Origin of the sequence: Streptosporangium sp. NPDC000095 (assembly GCF_042899335.1) — a bacterium.
Classification (GTDB): Bacteria; Actinomycetota; Actinomycetes; order Streptosporangiales; family Streptosporangiaceae; genus Streptosporangium.
Map to the genome: position 1 here is coordinate 56,151 of NZ_JBIAZS010000018.1, position 16,981 is coordinate 73,131.

The 16,981-nt window shown below is 69.7% G+C and carries 20 protein-coding genes and 1 pseudogene; 9 read left to right on the forward strand and 12 right to left on the reverse strand.

What is annotated here, in order from left to right:
• Positions 1 to 96: 96 nt before the first annotated feature.
• From ACFY3V_RS32085 to ACFY3V_RS32105, 5 genes are all read left to right on the forward strand, one after another.
• Positions 97 to 615, forward strand: a complete 519-nt coding sequence (locus ACFY3V_RS32085; RefSeq protein WP_350945684.1) for a YlcI/YnfO family protein — start codon at positions 97 to 99, stop codon at positions 613 to 615.
• A gap of 190 nt (positions 616 to 805) precedes the next feature.
• Positions 806 to 1,654 (forward strand): DUF4097 family beta strand repeat-containing protein, encoded by an 849-nt coding sequence (locus ACFY3V_RS32090; RefSeq protein WP_362904841.1) that lies wholly within the window; start codon positions 806 to 808, stop codon positions 1,652 to 1,654.
• Between the two features lie 22 nt (positions 1,655 to 1,676).
• The gene (locus ACFY3V_RS32095; RefSeq protein ID WP_389778679.1) at positions 1,677 to 2,627 is read left to right on the forward strand and encodes an ATP-binding cassette domain-containing protein; all 951 of its coding nucleotides are present in this window, start codon (positions 1,677 to 1,679) and stop codon (positions 2,625 to 2,627) included.
• Positions 2,624 to 3,415, forward strand: coding sequence for an ABC transporter permease (locus ACFY3V_RS32100; protein ID WP_389778681.1), 792 nt, complete (start codon positions 2,624 to 2,626; stop codon positions 3,413 to 3,415). The genes ACFY3V_RS32095 and ACFY3V_RS32100 overlap by 4 nt, the downstream gene beginning before the upstream one ends.
• Positions 3,416 to 3,612: 197 nt before the next feature.
• Complete coding sequence (locus ACFY3V_RS32105; protein ID WP_389778684.1) at positions 3,613 to 4,812, forward strand: cytochrome P450; 1,200 nt, start codon at positions 3,613 to 3,615, stop codon at positions 4,810 to 4,812.
• Between the two features lie 112 nt (positions 4,813 to 4,924).
• Here the strand turns inward: ACFY3V_RS32105 and ACFY3V_RS32110 are convergent, their stop codons facing one another.
• From ACFY3V_RS32110 to ACFY3V_RS32160, 11 genes and pseudogenes are all read right to left on the reverse strand, one after another.
• Positions 4,925 to 6,391 carry an MFS transporter gene (locus ACFY3V_RS32110; RefSeq protein ID WP_389778686.1) on the reverse strand — a complete coding sequence of 489 codons (1,467 nt, stop codon included), beginning with the start codon at positions 6,389 to 6,391 and terminating at the stop codon, positions 4,925 to 4,927.
• Between the two features lie 682 nt (positions 6,392 to 7,073).
• Positions 7,074 to 7,658, reverse strand: coding sequence for a hypothetical protein (locus ACFY3V_RS32115; RefSeq protein ID WP_355611716.1), 585 nt, complete (start codon positions 7,656 to 7,658; stop codon positions 7,074 to 7,076).
• Between the two features lie 9 nt (positions 7,659 to 7,667).
• Positions 7,668 to 7,820, reverse strand: a complete 153-nt coding sequence (locus ACFY3V_RS32120) for a hypothetical protein (protein ID WP_389778688.1) — start codon at positions 7,818 to 7,820, stop codon at positions 7,668 to 7,670.
• 90 nt (positions 7,821 to 7,910) lie between these two features.
• Positions 7,911 to 8,201: a hypothetical protein gene (locus tag ACFY3V_RS32125; protein ID WP_389778690.1), complete on the reverse strand. Its 291-nt coding sequence runs from the start codon at positions 8,199 to 8,201 to the stop codon at positions 7,911 to 7,913.
• A gap of 67 nt (positions 8,202 to 8,268) precedes the next feature.
• Positions 8,269 to 8,610, reverse strand: a complete 342-nt coding sequence (locus tag ACFY3V_RS32130; RefSeq protein ID WP_389778692.1) for a helix-turn-helix domain-containing protein — start codon at positions 8,608 to 8,610, stop codon at positions 8,269 to 8,271.
• A gap of 3 nt (positions 8,611 to 8,613) precedes the next feature.
• Positions 8,614 to 9,255, reverse strand: a complete 642-nt coding sequence (locus ACFY3V_RS32135; RefSeq protein WP_355611743.1) for a response regulator transcription factor — start codon at positions 9,253 to 9,255, stop codon at positions 8,614 to 8,616.
• A complete protein-coding gene (locus tag ACFY3V_RS32140) occupies positions 9,252 to 10,514 on the reverse strand; it encodes a sensor histidine kinase (protein WP_389778695.1) in 1,263 nt (420 codons plus the stop codon). Before ACFY3V_RS32140 ends, ACFY3V_RS32135 begins: the two co-directional genes overlap by 4 nt.
• 8 nt (positions 10,515 to 10,522) lie before the next feature.
• The gene (locus tag ACFY3V_RS32145; RefSeq protein WP_355611749.1) at positions 10,523 to 11,500 is read right to left on the reverse strand and encodes a hypothetical protein; all 978 of its coding nucleotides are present in this window, start codon (positions 11,498 to 11,500) and stop codon (positions 10,523 to 10,525) included.
• A 423-nt stretch (positions 11,501 to 11,923) separates the two neighbouring features.
• Positions 11,924 to 12,556, reverse strand: coding sequence for a tyrosine-type recombinase/integrase (locus ACFY3V_RS32150; protein ID WP_389778698.1), 633 nt, complete (start codon positions 12,554 to 12,556; stop codon positions 11,924 to 11,926).
• A 106-nt stretch (positions 12,557 to 12,662) separates the two neighbouring features.
• Positions 12,663 to 12,767 (reverse strand): annotated as a pseudogene (locus ACFY3V_RS32155) (recombinase); the annotation flags it as partial.
• Positions 12,768 to 13,102: 335 nt separating this feature from the next.
• Complete coding sequence (locus tag ACFY3V_RS32160) at positions 13,103 to 13,819, reverse strand: TetR/AcrR family transcriptional regulator C-terminal domain-containing protein (RefSeq protein WP_389778700.1); 717 nt, start codon at positions 13,817 to 13,819, stop codon at positions 13,103 to 13,105.
• A 110-nt stretch (positions 13,820 to 13,929) separates the two neighbouring features.
• Here ACFY3V_RS32160 and ACFY3V_RS32165 point away from each other — a divergent pair, with 110 nt between their 5' ends.
• Genes ACFY3V_RS32165 through ACFY3V_RS32175 form a run of 3 tightly spaced genes read left to right on the forward strand, consistent with a single transcriptional unit; the run spans position 13,930 to position 16,564 of the window.
• Positions 13,930 to 14,511, forward strand: a complete 582-nt coding sequence (locus tag ACFY3V_RS32165) for an NAD(P)H-dependent oxidoreductase (RefSeq protein ID WP_355611758.1) — start codon at positions 13,930 to 13,932, stop codon at positions 14,509 to 14,511.
• 6 nt (positions 14,512 to 14,517) lie between these two features.
• Positions 14,518 to 16,011, forward strand: a complete 1,494-nt coding sequence (locus ACFY3V_RS32170; RefSeq protein ID WP_389778702.1) for an MDR family MFS transporter — start codon at positions 14,518 to 14,520, stop codon at positions 16,009 to 16,011.
• Between the two features lie 7 nt (positions 16,012 to 16,018).
• Positions 16,019 to 16,564 carry a YciI family protein gene (locus ACFY3V_RS32175; protein ID WP_389778704.1) on the forward strand — a complete coding sequence of 182 codons (546 nt, stop codon included), beginning with the start codon at positions 16,019 to 16,021 and terminating at the stop codon, positions 16,562 to 16,564.
• Positions 16,565 to 16,668: 104 nt separating this feature from the next.
• On the opposite strand, the gene ACFY3V_RS32180 is transcribed toward ACFY3V_RS32175, so the two are convergent.
• A complete protein-coding gene (locus ACFY3V_RS32180; RefSeq protein WP_355611784.1) occupies positions 16,669 to 16,863 on the reverse strand; it encodes a Tn3 family transposase in 195 nt (64 codons plus the stop codon).
• Here ACFY3V_RS32180 and ACFY3V_RS32185 point away from each other — a divergent pair.
• Positions 16,808 to 16,972, forward strand: a complete 165-nt coding sequence (locus ACFY3V_RS32185) for a hypothetical protein (RefSeq protein ID WP_355611791.1) — start codon at positions 16,808 to 16,810, stop codon at positions 16,970 to 16,972. The two genes, ACFY3V_RS32180 and ACFY3V_RS32185, sit on opposite strands and share 56 nt — an antisense overlap.
• The last annotated feature ends 9 nt before the right edge of the window (positions 16,973 to 16,981 follow it).

Sequence of the window (16,981 nt, forward strand, 5' to 3'; positions counted from 1 at the left end):
GAGGTCGGCATCACCCGAACGGCGCCTGAGCCAGAGTGATGCCAAGCTGAGCCAATATGGCTTGTAAGTGGCATCACCGTGTGCCATAGTGATGCCATGGACTTGACCCCGTATGTGGCCTCGCTCGGTCGCGAGTTGCTGACCGCCGCCGAGACCGGTGAAGGCGACGCCAGTGTGCTGATCGAGCGGTTGACCGTTTCGATGGAGTCGGCGATCCGGCTCACCCTGCTTGAGGCGTTGTCGGCGGCCGCCGACGAGATCACCCGAGATCTGGCTCCCGGTTCGGTCCAGGTTCACCTGCGGGGGCGTGACCCGAGCTTCGTCGTGGCGGTTCGGCAGATGGAGCATCTCGCCGCCGACACCCCGGCTCCGAGCGCGCCGTCGGCCGACGACGCCGCGGCGAGCTTCGAGGACGGGCCGGTGACACGGATCAACGTCCGCCTCCCCGAGCAGCTCAAGGCCGCGATCGAGGAGGCGGCCGCCAAGGAGGGCCGTTCGCTCAACGCCTGGCTGGTGCGGGCCGCCTCGACCGCGCTGCGCGCCTCGGAGCGCGACCACGACTCCGACCGACGCGGTAAACGCGGCGCGCAGCGTTCCACCGGCTGGGCCCGCTGACCCACCCGATCGACGCGGCGAACGCGGCCTACGGCGTTTCACGGGCCGAGCTCACTGCCCCACCCAACCGACGCGGCGTACGACGTTCCACCGGCCGGCCTCACCGGCCCACCTCGACATCCAGAGCCACTTTCTCCACACACCTCCGACCAGCGGAAATGTTCTTCTGACTCACTCCGAGGGGACAGCCATGCCAATTTTCGCCACGCCCGAACCGATTTCCGCCACGATCGAGCTCTCCACCGGTGACGTTCAGATCATCGCGAGCGACCGGACCGACACCGTCGTCGAGGTGCGGCCGAGCGACGCGTCCGACGAGTCCGACGTGGACGCCGCGCAGAAGACGCGCGTCGAGTACGCCAACGGCACCTTGACGGTGAGAGGGCCGAAGGCCCGCATGCTCGACTTCTCCAAGAAGACCAGGTCGGTCGACCTGCTGATCGAGCTTCCCACCGGCTCGCACGTGCACGCGGACCTGTCGATGGGAGACCTGCGCGGCGTCGGCACGCTGGGAGAGTGCCGGTTCAAGGCGTCGGCCGGGCACTTCCACCTCGACCGGACCGGACCGCTTCGACTGAGCACCTCCGGTGGAGACATCACCGTCGAAGCGGTCACGGGCGACGTCGACGTCTCCACCGGCACCGGGCGCGTGCGCATCGGCGACATCGACGGCGCCGCCGTCGTCAAGAACTCCAACGGCAACACCGAGCTCGGCACCGTCACCGGTGAGCTGCGGGTGCGCTCGGCCAACGGCGACATCTCCGTCAACCGGGCCGACGCGCTGGTGGACGCCAAGACCTCCAACGGAGCCATCCGCGTCGGCCGGGTCGCGCGCGACACCGTCACGCTGCACACCTCGACCGGCCACCTCGACATCGGCATCGCCTCCGGCACCGCCGCATGGCTCGACCTGGACACCTCCTACGGGCGGGTGTCCAACTCGCTGGACGACCTCGGCGAGGCACCCGAGGAGTCCGAGCAGACCGTCGAGGTCCGCGCGCACACGTCGTTCGGCGACATCACCGTCCGTCGCTCCTGACCAGACATCAGAAGGGTCTCTCATGAACATGCCGTCCCCCTCCGCGATCACGGCGACCAGACTGCGCCGCTCGTACGGCGACCACGTCGTGCTCGACGGCGTCGACCTGGACGTCCCGCGCGGCACCGTCTTCTCGCTGCTCGGCGCGAACGGCGCCGGCAAGACCACCACGGTCAAGATCTTGTCCACCCTCATCCGGGCGGACGGAGGCAGCGCGCGCGTCGCGGGCCACGACTTATCCACCGAGCCGGACGCGGTGCGTGCCGCGATCGGCGTCACCGGCCAGTTCTCCGCGGTCGACAACCTGCTCACCGGCGAGGAGAACCTCGCCCTCATGGCGGACCTGCACCACCTCGACCGCAAGACGGGCAGGCGCAGGATCGCCCGGCTGCTCGACCGGTTCGACCTCGCCGACGCGGCGAAGAAGACGGCGGCGACCTACTCCGGCGGGATGCGGCGACGGCTCGACCTCGCGATGACGCTGGTCGGCTCACCACAGGTGATCTTCCTCGACGAGCCGACCACCGGGCTCGACCCGCGCAGCCGCCGCGCCATGTGGCAGATCGTGCGGGAGCTCGTGGCCGATGGCGTCACCATCTTCCTCACCACCCAGTACCTGGAGGAGGCCGACGAACTCGCCAACCGGATCGCGGTCCTCGACCACGGCAAGATCGTCGCCGAGGGCACCGCGGACGAGCTCAAGCGGCGCGTCCCCGGCGGCCACGTCCTGCTGCGGTTCGCCGACGAACGCGACCTCGAATCCGCCGCACGCGCCGTGGGCGAGGTGTCCCGCGACAGCGAAACGCTCGTCCTGCGCGTACCGCACGACGGCAGCCTCGCATCGCTGAAGGCCCTGCTCGACCGGCTCGACCGCGACGCGGTCGAGGTCGGCTCGCTGAGCGTGCACACCCCCGACCTCGACGACGTCTTCCTCGCTCTCACCGGCAACAAGGAGAAGGTGGCCCCCCGATGAGCACCATGTCGCACGCCCTGACCGACTCGGCGACGATGCTCCGCCGCAACCTCAGACGCATGGTGCGCTACCCGTCCATGACACTGCAGCTCATCGGCATGCCGATCGTCTTCCTGCTGCTGTTCGTCTACGTCTTCGGCGGCACGCTCGGCGCCGGGATCGGCGGAGTCACCGGCGGACGCGCCGAATACGTCAACTACGTCACCCCCGCGATCATCCTGATGACGATCACCGCCGCGATCCAGGGCACCACCATCTCGATCGCGATGGACATGACCGAGGGCATCGTCGACCGGTTCCGCACCATGGCGATCGCCCGCGTGTCCGTCCTGACCGGACATGTCATCGGCAGCCTCATCCAGACGATGCTCAGCATCGCGGCGGTGCTCGGCGTCGCGCTGCTCATCGGCTTCCGGCCGTCGGCGGGGCCCGGCGACTGGCTCGCCCTCGCCGGTGTCCTGGTGATGATGGCCTTCGCCTTCATCTGGCTGGCGGTCGCGCTCGGTCTGGCCAGCAAGTCCGTCGAGTCCTCCAGCAACGTCGGCCTGCCGCTGGTGCTGCTCCCGTTCCTGGGCAGCGGGTTCGTCCCGACCGACTCGATGCCGACCGTGCTGCGCTGGTTCGCCGAGTACCAGCCGTTCACACCGCTCATCGAGACCCTGCGCGGCCTGCTGATGGGCACCCCGATCGGCAACAGCGCCGCCATCGCGGTCGGCTGGTGCCTCGTCATCGGCCTCGGCGGCTACCTCTGGTCGAAGAGGCTCTTCAACCGCGAGTCCACCCGCTGAACCCGATGTCCGCGAATCCATCCGATGGCCGCGAGTCCACTCGCTGAGCCCGATGTCCGCAAGTCCACCCGCCAAGCCGCGCCTCAATTCGCGGACACCCGGTTCGGCCCATGCGCTTCCCACGGCTGACAGGAATTTCGAGCCGCGAAGAACACACGCCATCGCAAGTAACCCCCGAGCAGAGAAGAGGAACGACCATGGAACACATCGTCACCACCCTGCCGACCGCGCGCCCGTCCGGCTGTCCCTTCGACCCGCCCAAGGAGCTGCTCGACGCGCGCGAGCACGGCCCGATCAGCCGCTTCACCTTCCCCGACGAGCATTCAGGTTGGCTGGTCACCGGCTACGACCTGGTCAGGGCGGTCCTGGCCGACCCCCGGTTCAGCTCGCGCAGGGAGCTGATGCGCCACCACCCGCTGGTCGACCTCGGCGACATCGAGGTGCCTCCGGCGCCGCCCGGCGAGTTCCTGCTGATGGACGAGCCACAACACGGCCGCTACCGCAAACCGCTGGTCGGCAAGTTCACCGTACGACGGATGCGGCAGCTCACCGAGCGCGTCGAGCAGGTCACCGCCGAGCACCTGGACGCGATGGAGCAGGCCGGGCCGACGGCCGACCTGGTGACCGCGTTCGCCAAGCCCATCCCCTCCGTTATCATCTGCGAGCTGCTGGGCGTCCCGTACGAGGACCGCGGCCGCTTCCAGGAGAACATCGACAAATTCCTCGGCGGGGAGACCGCCGACGAAGAACTCATCGCGGCCTACACCGCCACCCAGGACTACCTCGCCGAGCTGGTGGCCGCCAAGCGCGCCAACCCCACCGACGACGTGCTCAGCGACCTGCTCGACGGCGACCTGACCGACGAGGAGCTCAAGGGCATGGCCCTGATCCTGCTCTCGGCCGGGTTCGACACCACCGCCAACATGCTCGCGCTGGGCACCTTCGCGCTGCTGCAGAACCCGGAGCAGCTCGCCGCCCTGCGCGCCGACCCCGCGCTCGTCGACCGGGCCGTGGAGGAGCTGCTGAGATATCTGAGCGTCGCCAAGCAGTTCTTCAGGGTCGCCTTGGAGGACGTCGAGCTGGGCGGCCACACCATCAGGGCCGGCTCGATGATGATCCTGTCGTACAACACCGCCAACCGTGACCCCGAGCGCTTCGCCGACCCCCACAGGCTCGACCTCGGCAGACAGGACGGCGGGCACCTCGCCTTCGGCCACGGCATCCACCAGTGCCTGGGCCAGCAACTCGCCCGCGTCGAGATGCGAGTCGCCTTCCCCGCCCTGCTCGACCGCTTCCCCACCCTGCGCCTCGCCGTACCGGCCGAGGAGATCGCCCTGCGCCCGGAGACCGCAGACATCTACGGGGTGAAGAGCCTCCCGGTCACCTGGGACACGTGACCGGGAGGCGAGGACGGGTCCGCCCCGGACCGGCCGCCGAGAGGCGAGATACGGCGGCCGGGTGTTGGAGCCGCAGACGCTGCCAGCCGGTGTCAGCCAGTATCAGCCGATGTCAGCCGGTGGGGTGCAGGTCGGCGGTGTCCGGGTCGGGGGCGGGCTGGGACGCGGCGGCGCCCCGGGCACCCGGACCGGGGAGCCTGAGGGCGGCGAGGACGGCCGTCAGCATGACGGCGCCCAGGACGTAGACGGCGACGCGCATCCCCTCGGCGGAGGCGACGCGCAGCGCCTGCCCGGACAGCCCCTCGATGCCGTGGTTGGCGACGGCCACCAGGACCGCCAGGCCCGCGGCGGTTCCGACCTGCAATGCGGTGGAGGCCACCCCGGAGGCGAGCCCCTGCTCGTCCGCCGAGACACCGGTGCCCGCGGCGATCCACATCGCCTCGTACGTGATGCCCATGCCCAGACCGATGACGACGATCCCGGCCAGGACGGTGAGGAAGGATCCGTCCGTGTGCATGCCGGGGGCGAGGAACGCGGCGCCCACGGCGTTGACGACGATGCCGGTGATCAGCGTGCTCCGGGTGCCGAAACGATGGACGAGTCGCTCGCTGAGGAAGTTTCCCGCCGTGATCGAGAGGGTCGGCCCGAGGAACGCGAGCCCGGTCTCCAGCGCGCTGAAGCCAAGGACATCCTGGAAATACAGGGTGAGGAAGTACGGCACGGCCTGCATCGTCAGCCCGAAGACGAGGATGACCACGACCGCCCCGCTGAACGCGCGGTTGCCGAACAGCCGCAACGGCATCAGCGGCGTCCGCCCCCGAGCCTGGACACGCAGGAACGTGGCGAGCAGGACCACCGCGAGAACGGCCGAGGCGACCACCTCGGCTCGCGTCCAGCCGACCTCCGAGCCGTGCGCGACCGCGAAGATCAGCAGCGTGATGCCCGCCGTACCGGTGAGCGTTCCGAGCACGTCCACGCTCCCCGAGGTGACGCGGCTGTCGGGAGGCAGCAGGGCGAAGGCGGCGACGGCCCCCGCGGCGGCGAGCGGGACGTTGACGTAGAACACGGCCTGCCAGCCCAGGGCCTGGGTGAGCACCCCGCCCGCGAGCGCGCCCGCCGTGAGCCCACCGGCGCCCGCCATCGCCCAGACCGTCAGTGCGCGGTTGCGCTCCCTGCCCTCGGCGAAGGTGGTGTTGACCAGGGCGAGCACCGCCGGGAAGAGCACCGCACCGGCGAGACCCTGCAGAGCGCGTGCGGTGAGCAGCACCGCGGGCGCCGTGGCCAGGCCGCCCAGCACGGAGGCCACCCCGTACAGCACCATGCCGAGCACGAACATCCGCCGGCGTCCCACCAGGTCGGACAACCGCCCGCCGAGCAGCAGGAAGCCTCCGTACAGGACGACGTACGCGGTGACCACCCACTGCAGGGTGTGCGGAGTGAAGCCGACATCGGTGGCGATGTCGGGGAGAGCTACGTAGATGATGGTGAAGTCGAGACTGATGATCAGATGCCCGAGCGCGAGCAGCGCGAGGCTCCATCCCGGCCGTCGGCTGCGAGCCGGGGACTGGGTTGTGGACATGGGTGTGCCTTTCGTCCGTATGTGGTCCGGTGGCCTGTCATGGCTGCACCGGGACCGGCGGACATTTGTTGGCACACCCCCTGAGGGCACTGGGATGGGCGGCCCCCGCGCTCGGCCCGTCCGGTCCGATCATCGCCCCTCCCCTCCCTGCGTGTTCCGCGCTGTCTTCGGGACGACTATGCCGCCCTCCGCGGCCGACGGCATCGGACGTCAGGTCTGCATGGCCTGAGACCTTGGACCTAGGACCACCGGAGGTCTCCGTGGCGAGAACGCGAGGCCGTTGGCCTGTCGGCCGTCGAGGAGGCTGAGTGCGGCAATCGGAGTGTCGCTTCGCGTGTACCTGGTGACACCATCCTTAACGACAGCCCGAGTTGCTGGGGCTCACCTTCGGCGACTGGCGCCGGGCCAAGGACGCCGGGCTGATCGGCGCCCCGGACCGGGATCCGTACTGGACCCGGGCCGCCGCCGAGGACCTGGCCGGCCGGGCCACCCAGCTGCGCCAGGCGATTCCGCCGCAGCCGTTGGGCGCGCGCAGATGCGCGGAGATGCTCAGCGAGGCCACCGGCCTGGACGTCGGCGAGCCCGACATCATTGCCCTGGCCGAGCGCGGCCTGACATCCGTGGTCGACCACTACAAGGACTGGCCGCTGCGGGATCGAAGCGATCGCGGCCGTGACACATATCAGGAACCTGTGTCGGCGCTTTGCTGTCGCGGCGTGGATCTGTCAGGGACGCCGGAGACGAGGTGCCACGCCGTCGTGGCCCACAGGACGGTGGCGGAGCCCAGACCGGCCACGGTTTGGACCCCGGACTCCGAGGCCCCGGAGAGCGCCATGGCGCAGCCGGCCACGCCGACGACGATGAGCAGGCTGCCGGTCCAGCGGTACTCGAGGCGGCCGAACGGTCGCGCCAGCGGGAAGAAGTGCGCGCCGACCACGATTGCGATGAGTGCCGGTATCCAGCTGTACCCGCCGGTGATGTTCCCGACCACGATGACGACCGCGATCCCCACTCCCTGACCGACGTTACTCCACTTGAAAGCGCGCGCGCTGCGTTCGTACGCCTCGCGCCCGCCGGTTCCGTCGAGGCGGGCAGCAAGGACAAACAGGGTCACGGCGAGGACGGCTCCGGCGACGAGGGCGGCGGTACGGGCGGAGCCGTCCAGGACGACGGAGCCGACGAGCCACCAGACGGTGCCGAAGAACGTCAGGATCATTCCGGAACCGCGGGTGCCGTACTGAGGGCTCGGGCGAAGAAGGGCACACATGACGTCTATCTAAGCCAACCGGGCGAGGGTGCGCAGCACGCCGGTGGCGGCGGTGTGAATGTCGTCCGCCTCGGATTCGGGCAGGTCGGCGCAGCGGCGGATGAGCGTGGCCGGACCGAGCCCGGCCAGGGATTCGCGTAACTGCGGGTCGGCGTGGACCAAGATGGCTCGCAGTTGGTTGAACGAATCAACGCCGGATCCCGAACGACGACTCCGCGCAAGGGCACCGAGGATCTCCGACGTGTCGCCGGGTCATCTCTCGTCGTCGTAGATGTCAGCGAAGATCACGATGGTTATCTCTTCGTAGTCCGCAACCGATGCGTGTAGATGCAGGCACCCATCCCGCCGGATTCCGTTGGGCCACTCCTCAGCGCTCAGTGCGGTTCGCCAAGCGTTGAAGTCACTGTGACGCTCTATGGGAACACATCGGGAATCGGCGGGACCGTAGCGGCTTTTTGGCAAGATTGGGGCTGGCCCCATGCTGATCTCCGGGAACGAGCGCAGCTGCTCCAGCTGTTCCTCGGAGAACATCTTCTCGGACAACGCACCACTTCTACCTGCCGTACCGGACGAAACCGGAACGAACGTAGCGGCAGTGATCATCCAGTCGTCAAATGCTGCTGTTATCCCAGGCCAGGCGATACTTCGTTGGAAATTTCTTCATTGCTACCGGGACCCCGAGTTCGGGGACGTACGTGTAGATCGTGGAGCGGCTGACGCCGAGAAGCCGGGCGATGGAAGAGACGGTGTTGTCCGGCCGGGTGAGCAAGTCACGGACATGCCGGATCTGCTCGGGCGACATCGCCGGCGGGCGCCCGAGACGCCGGCCACGGGCACGAGCGGCGGCCAGGCCCTCATAAGTGCCTTCCACGATGAGCTCGCGAATGAACTCGGCCAGCGCGGCGAAGACGCCAGCCGGGTGTACTCGGTGGTCTGACCCAGATCGGGCCACTGCCTAACGCTCACCCGGAGTGACAACGCCGGATTCGTACGCCAGGACCACCGCCTGGACCCGGTCGCGCAGCCCTAGCTTGGTCAGGATGCGCCCCACGTGGGTCTTGACCGTGGTCTCCGACAAGAACAACTCGGCCCCGATCTCGGCGTTGGACGCGCCCCTGGCCAGGCTGAGGAAGACTTCACGCTCACGTTCCGTGAGCATCTTGAGCACAGCCTCCGGGTCGGTGTCGGCCTTCGCGACGAGCCGCCCGATGAGCCGACGGGTCGTGGCGGGCGCGATGATCGAGTCGCCCCGGTGCACGTGCCGGATCGCAGCGATGATCTCCTCTCCTGGCGCGTCCTTCAGCATGAACCCGCTCGCACCGGCCCGTAGCGCGGCCAGGGCGTGCTCGTCGAGGTCGAACGTGGTCAACACCAGCACCTTCGGCGGGTCGTTCAGCCGCTGGATCTCCCGGGTGGCTGTGACACCGTCCATCCGGGGCATGCGGATGTCCATCACCACCACCTCGACGCGCCGCGACTCCAACGCCTTCAGGGCCGCCAGGCCGTCAGCGGCCTCGGCGGCCACCTCCATGTCGGGCTGGGACCTGACGACCATGGTCAGGCCGTTGCGCAGCAGCTCCTGATCGTCGACGATCATGATCCTGATGATGGGAGACTCCTCGGCTCATAGGGCACGGTGGCCGACAGGACGAAGCCGACGCCGGCGCGTCTACCGGCCTTCAGAGTGCCTCCCACCATGCTGAGCCGTTCGCGCATCCCGGTCAGCCCGACGCCGGCCCCTTCGGCGGGCGGGCCGTCGCCATCGTTGGTGATAGTGATGTGCAGTTCGTCCGGGCGCCACGCCAGCGTCAGGTCGGCCGCGGCCGACGCCCCCGCGTGCTTGATCACGTTGGTCAGCCCCTCTTGGATGACGCGATAGGCGGTCAGGTCGGCGGCGGGGCGCAGCGGCCGGGCGTCCCCGGCCTCTTGTACGGCGACGCGTACGCCCGCATCGCGCACATGGTCGAGCAGGTCGGACAGGTCGCCGAGGCCCGGTTGCGGAGCGGTGCCGCCGTCGGCGCGCAGCACCCCCAGAAGCCCGCGCATGTCGCGCAGGGCCTCGCGCCCGACCCCGGCGATGGTGGCGAACACACCCGCCCCGGGCGAGTCCGGATCGGACAGCCGACCACCCTCCGCCTGGCTGACCATGACGGCGAGCGAGTGGGACACCACGTCGTGCATCTCGCGGCTGATGCGGTCGCGCTCGGCCCGCGCTGCCTCCTTCCGCTCCAGCGCACGGTCGGTTTCGGCCCGCTCGGCCTTCGCTCGGAGCTCGGACAGGAACAACCCCCGCATACGGCTGAGGCGGCCCAGCGACCACAGGCACGCCGCCACGGCGACCAGGCCGACCGACAGCCCGATCCGCCACGCGACCAGCTCGTAGGAACCCGACGACCCGCCCCACGAGGCCGGATTCCACAGACGCGCCAGGAGCAGGCCCACACCCGCCAGGGCGACGGCCAGGCAGACCAGGCCAGGCAGCAGGTCGAGCCGGCCGGACGCCGTGTAGAGCAGCAGCCCGAAGACCAGCGTGCTCGGCAGCAGCACCGCCGGATAGTAGGCGCCGCCCGGGTCGTGCAGCGGCGGCAACGCCACCAGCAGCAGCATCGCCGCTGCGGCCAGCCCGTACGCCGCCAGCGGGCGCAGCCGACGCGGAACAACGCAACCATGCAGCACCAGCAGGCCGAGACCCGCGAGCAGGCGGAGCGACAGGGGACTGTCCGAGGCCCGGAGCAGGCCCAACGAGACCAGGCCGAGCGGCAGGACGAGCAGGACGGCGAGCACGGCATCGGCGCTCACCTGATGCCGGTTGAGAAGGGAGTCCACCGCGGCGCCGGTAGACCGGGACTCTCGCACGTCCACCATTATGGTCGGCGTGCGTGAGCGAGGTGCCGACGGCGTGAGAGGTAGGCCAGCGCGGCCACCGCCAAGGCCACACCCCACAGCGGCCACAACATCTCCGGCAGCCAGGCACCCAACTCGCCGGCAGCGCCCGCCGGGCCAACCTGCTCGCCGGTGAGCTTCTTGCGCACGTACATCAGTCCGGCAGAGGTGATGGGTAGGGAGACGGCCAGAGCCGCGCAGGCCGGGAATCGCGCCGGAATCGGCAGCCCCCGCAGGAACGGCACCCAGCGCGGCCAGTTCTCCCCCCAGGGCCGTACCAAGCCGACGGTCAGGACCGCGCCGAGGAGACCGAGCGTGCTGAGACCGGCGCCGATCGGGGTGATCTCGGCGATATCGGCCAGGAATTGGTCGCTGATGCCGACGGGCACGCCCAGGAGCCAGCCGAAACGGGTGACGGCGTAGACGACGGGGACGGCGACCGCGACAGCCGTCGCGTACTGCCCGATCCGTAGCGCGCCGGCGGCGCTGCCGGGCCGTCTGGACCCTCCGATCAGCGCGCGTGTCCCCAAAAGCATCAGGCTGACGCCGGCCGCCATCAGAATGAGCAGGTTGACGCTCGGCCACGTCAGCATGGTCGCGATCATCGAGAATTCGGCCTGGCCGACCAGCGCGGCGGCCAGCATCACCGGCAGGTAGCCGGCGGTCATCATGATGCGCACGTCGGGTAGGAGGACCGCCAGGCCGACTCCGGCCACGACGGCCACGACGGCGGGGGCCCGGTTGAGCGGGCCTCTGGCGGCGAGCACGGCGACAACGCCGGCCACCAGCGCCGACATCGCCAGCAGGCCCCCGCCGGCCGCCGGCGGAAGAGGATCGAGCAGGGTGTTGCCCGCCCCCGTACGGCCGGCGTCGAACGGATATCCGGGCCCTCCAAAAGCCCAGAGCAGGCCGAGGGCCAGATAACTCACCGACCAGACGACGATGATCAGGACCGGCACGCTCGTCCGGCGGCTTCCTGGAGCAGAGGTGTTCACCCGGCCCAATCTGCCGCCGCGGCGATGCCCCGCACATCGTCACCGGGTCTCACCCGCCTCCTCCGGAGGTCGCGACGGCGTCGTCCCAGCGGAGGACCTCTCAGCCGCGGTGAGCTCGGGATGACACTCGACCGCCCAGCCGGCGAGGGCGGGCCGGGGCTTCCGCGGGTGGTTGGACGGCATGCGGCAGGAGTGGCCGCTCCACGATCTACACGTACGTCCCCGAACTCGCGACAGGCCGTGCCGTCGAACAGCCAACGGTGCGAGGCGAGATCACCAGTTTGTAGTCCTGCAGGGGCCCGGGGGCGAGGAACCGGCGGACAGCCGTTGGCGCTGAGAAGGATCTTGGTCGCAGGGAGTGAGGTCGCTCTTGGTCGTGAAGGTTCTTCAGCGGGTTGCCCGGTCGCGGCGTCGGCGGGCGGCGCGGATCTCGGCGTCGGCGACCTTGTCGTCGAGTAACGCGTACAGCTGCATGGTTTCGGTGGAGGCGTGGCCGAGGCGGCGGCGGACGGCCTCGATGGAGACGCCGGCGTTGATGAGCTCGGTGGCGTGGGCGTGCCGTAGCTGGTGGATGTCGATCTCAACGCGTGCGGCGGCGCAGTAGCGCTGCCAGCGGTGGTGGGCGGCGTCGTAGGACAACGGCCCGCCGGCGCCGTTGGTGCTGGCCCGGAACAACGGTCCCGCGGTGTAGCCGGCGCGAGCCAGGTAGAGCTTGAGCAGGGCGGCGTAGCCGCGGTCGTCGAGCAGCACGGTGCGCACGCTGCCGCCCTTGCCGTGGATGCGGACGTGTTCGTCGTCCAGCCGCAGGTCGAGATCCTCGACGTACAGGCCGCACACCTCCGAAGCGCGAGCGCCGCAGACGTAGGCGGTCTCGAACAGCACCCGGTCGCGCAGCCGGTCCAGCGGCAAGTCCTTGCGCGGCCGCCGCGAGCAGATCACGGCCAGCACCTTGGCGACGTCGGCGCCTGTGGCCGGGCGCGGCAGGCTCTTGGGCACCTTGACGGTGTCGATGCGGTCCATCGGGTTGGCCTGCAGGAGGTCGTGCCGGACGGCCCATTTGGTGAAGGAGGCGCTTGCGGCTGGCCGGCGACAGGTCGATGAGTTCGGCCAGGAAGGCGCGGACCGGCGCGGCAGACAGTGCGCCGGTCTCCTCACCGTAGTGGGCGGCGAAGGCGATCAGGTCGCCGCGGTAGGCGCGCCGGGTGTGCGCGGAGGCGCCGGCGTTGGCCAGGTCGGTGAGGAAGTCGTCGAGATGGCGGGCGAGCGGGTGCGGCCGAGCTGCTCGGCGATGACCGGATCCACCGTGCCGACCTCCGCCATTCGCCGGGTTGCCAGATAACCGGGAAACGAAGCGTCGGTGCTGGGCAGCGGTGCCCCAGCTCGCACACGTCCGTGATCGCTATCTTGCCAGATAACGAAGGTTATCCCGCAACACCTCAAATGCCGTGCCCCGGTTGAAGGGCTCCGCCTGCATCGTGGATGGCCGTATGGCGACAACCTCGTCTGTCCGGTCTCGCTCGCGCCACGGGTTGTTTGCTGTCTGCTCGAGCCCCGATGCGGCCGTCCTCAAATGTTCAGGCGGGCGGCGATGCCGTCGAGGAGGCAGTTGAGGCCGAGGTCGAACTGCCATCGCCTGTCGTCCTTGCGAGTGGCGGCGCGCAGGTAGTGCTGGTAGGTGGGGTAATGGCCGGTGCGCATGTGCCAGGCCATGAGGGGGGCGAGCTCGGTGCGCAGTTCGTCGCCGCTGGACAGGCTCTGCTCGCTCATGAACGCATCGACGGCGCTGTCGTAACTCATGGCGCCCTGCACGTAGGCGTCCACGCCGCGGAAGATGCCCATCATCATGTCGGGGTCCAGGCCGAGGCCGTCGAGCGCCATCAGGGACTGCTCGGCCACGGCCATTCGGCTGGGCGTCAGGGCGAGCTTGGTTTGCGGTGGGAGCTGAGCCAGCCACCGGTGCTCCAGCATCAGCTCGCGTGTGCCCACGGCCAGGGTGTGCAGGCTCTCCCGCCAGCCGAGGCCGCCGGGCAGGCGCATGCCTGTGTAGACGTGGTCGACCATGAGTTCCAGCAGGTCGTCCTTGCCTGATACGTAGCGGTAGGGCGCCATGGGAGCGACGCCCAGTTCTGTGGCCAGGCGGCGCATGGTAATGGCCTCCAGGCCCTCGGCGTCGGCGACCGCAACGGCGGCCATGGCGATGCGCTGCGGAGACAACGTCTGGCGGGGTGCCGGTGCGGGCCGTTCCAGCCGCTCCCACAGCGGTGCGCTCTTGTCGGTGGTCATGCCGTTGTCCCCTTCCCCTCGTCTGTCGATACAACGTACCGACAGTAGACAACGTACACATACATGTGTACGTTGTATTTACTCAATACATTGTACGCAAGGGAAGATAAGTGCTCAAGATCGCCGTCATTCTCGGCAGCACCCGTGAGGGACGCTTCGGCCCCGCCGTGGCGAACTGGCTGCTGGACCACCTCCATCAGCGCGACGACATGAGCGCCGACCTGATCGACCTGGTCGAAACCCCGCTGCCGACCGTTCTGCCGGTGCTCGGCCAGCCGCCCGCCTCACAGGAGGACAGGGATCTGCTGGCGGCTGTCTCGCCGCGCCTGGCGGCGGCCGACGCCTTCGTCATCGTGACGCCCGAGTACAACCACAGCTTCCCGGCCGCGCTGAAGAACGCCATCGACTGGCACGGCATCGAATGGCAGGCCAAGCCCGTCGCGTTCGTCTCCTACGGCGCCTTCTCCGCCGGGCTGCGCGCGATCGAGCAACTCCGGCTCGTCCTGGCCGAACTGCACGCCGTCACCCTCCGTGACAGCGTCGGCCTGCAACATCCGTGGGCGCAGTTCGACGGCGACGGCAAGGCCCTCGACCCGGCCGCCGACGCCGCCGCCAAGGTCATGCTGGACCGGCTCGCCTGGTGGGCGCACGCGCTGCGCGAGGCCAGGACCGCCCGCCCCTACACCGTCTGAGGCGCCATGACACGCCTGGGCGTCTTCGGGCTGCTGACCGGCATGTTCCTGGCCATGCTCGACGGCCTGATCGTGGGCACTACGCTGCCCACCATCGCCGGCGACCTCGGTGGCCTGGACCAGTTGCCGGGAGTGGTGACCGCGTACATGCTGGCAGCTGCGGCGACCACCCCGATCTGGGGCAAGCTCGGCGACCTGCTCGGCCGCAAGGCCACCTTCGTCTGCTCCATCGCGCTGTTCCTGGCCGGGTCCGCGCTGTGCGGCCTGGCCCAGGCCATGCCACAGCTCATCGCTTTCCGCGCCGTGCAGGGGCTCGGCGCGGGCGGGCTCATGGTCGGCGCGCTGGCCATCATCGGCGTGCTGGTCCCACCCCGCGACAGCGGCCGGCTGCAGTCGATGATCGGCGCCATCATGCCCGTCGCCTACGTCGGCGGGCCGCTGCTGGGCGGGCTGCTCACCGACCACCTCAGCTGGCGCTGGACCTTCTACGTCAATCTGCCCGTCGGTGCTCTCGCCCTGCTTCTCATCGCCACCCGGATCCACCTGCCACCCGCGAAACGGGGCCGGCCGCGCATCGATTACACCGGAGCCGTGCTGCTGACCGTCGCCATCGTGGCCCTGACCCTGCTGGCGGGCGGCACCCCCTGGCCCTGGGCGCTCGGCGCGATCGGCGCGTTGGCCCTGGCCGCGTTCGTGGCCGTCGAACACCGCACCGCCGAGCCGATCATCCCGCCCCGGCTGTTCGCCGACCGGAACTTCACCTTCGCCCAGGTCCTGAGCTTCCTGGTCGGCGCGGTGATGCTCACCGTCACCAACTACCTGCCGCAGTACCTGCAGCTCGTGCAGGGCTCCTCTCCGGCGGCCAGCGGCATGCTGCTGCTCCCACTGATGTTCGGCATGCTCGGCGCCCAGCTGCTCACCGGCCGCCTCATCAGCGCCAACGGCCGCTACCGCAGCTACCCGATCTTCGGCGCAGCCCTCATGGCCGGCGGCGCGCTGGCACTGTTCCCACTCGACGGAGACACCCCCGCCGCGCTCGCCTCGGCCCTGACCCTCCCCATCGGAGCAGGCCTGGGCCTGGTGTTGCAGAGCACCACCCTGATCACCATGAACAGCGCAGACCTGCGCGACATGGGCGCGGCCAGCGGCACCCTCACGCTGCTGCGCACCATCGGCGGCTCGCTCGGCATCGCCCTGCTGGGCACCCTGTATGCCGCCCAGGTACGCGGCGACCTGGCCGCCCACCTGGGACCGGCCGCCGCCGACCGACTGACCACGCAAGGCGACCTCACCCCCACCCTGCTGCCGGACCTGCCTGCCCAGGTGGCCGACGCGGTCCGGCTGGCCGTCACCGGAGGCCTGCACGTCATCCTCATCGGCGCCGCCGCACTGTCCGTCGCCGCCTTCACCATCGCCTGGCTGATCCGCGAAACCCCGCTGCGCACCGGCCCCGCCGACGACCCCGGTGCACTCGCCCCTGCCGCAACCCGTGATAGATAGGCTCGACATGGAATTCTTCTGTTACCACCGTGACCGGCCCGGCTCCGCGGCGCTGCGCGAGAAGCTGGTGGAGGAGCACTGGTCCTACATGGACCGCTACGCGGCGCAGTTGATCGCCCGCGGCCCGACCCTCGACGGCGACACGGCCACCGGCAGCGTGCACATCATCGACCTGCCCGATCCCGGCGCCGCACGCGCGTTCGCCTTCGACGAGCCCAACTACCAGGCCGGCGTGTACCGGGACGTGATGCTGCGCCGATGGCACAACCTGCTGGGGCGCACCATGTGGGACTTCCCCGGTGGCCGCGAAGGCGGCAACCGCTATCTGGTTCTGGGCCTCGGCACGGGACAGGCCGCCGACCTCGTTCCACCGACCGACCGGCGGGACGAGTTGATCGCCTACGGGCCGCTGTTGTCCGACGACGGCGCCACCTGGCTGGGCACGGCAGCCCTGGTCCGGGCGCCGGACCTGGACACGGCCCGCACAGTCCTGACCCCGGACCGGCATTCCGGTATCGAAGTCCACGAGTGGGTGTTCGGCGGACGACGATGATCAGCACGCGGTCATCACCGGCAGACGGCGCCACATCGCTGCCCCGCCTGACCGCACGCACAAGGACAGCGGCGCGAGCCGATCCCTACCCGGGCCAACCGTGATCACCGAGCAGGGGATTCAGGTCCATCCTCACCCACAACACCCATGGCGGCACCGTCATGCGACGGCGGTGTCGTGCCCAGCGGACGTAGGCCCTTCGCCGGTGCCGAGGAGGCGATCGCGTAGCGGCCCAGGAAGTTGATGTGTTCCCACTGCAGCGGGGACAGGTGGGCCAGGACCTCCGGGCTGATCGTCATGCCGCCGGCCGCGAGTTTCTTCACCGGCGATGACCGCATCCCTCCAGGGGTGTGGACCGACGCCAGGATCGCGCTCGTGCGCCTGCCCGTGGTGTGGCGCGACATCTAGCGCCAGAGG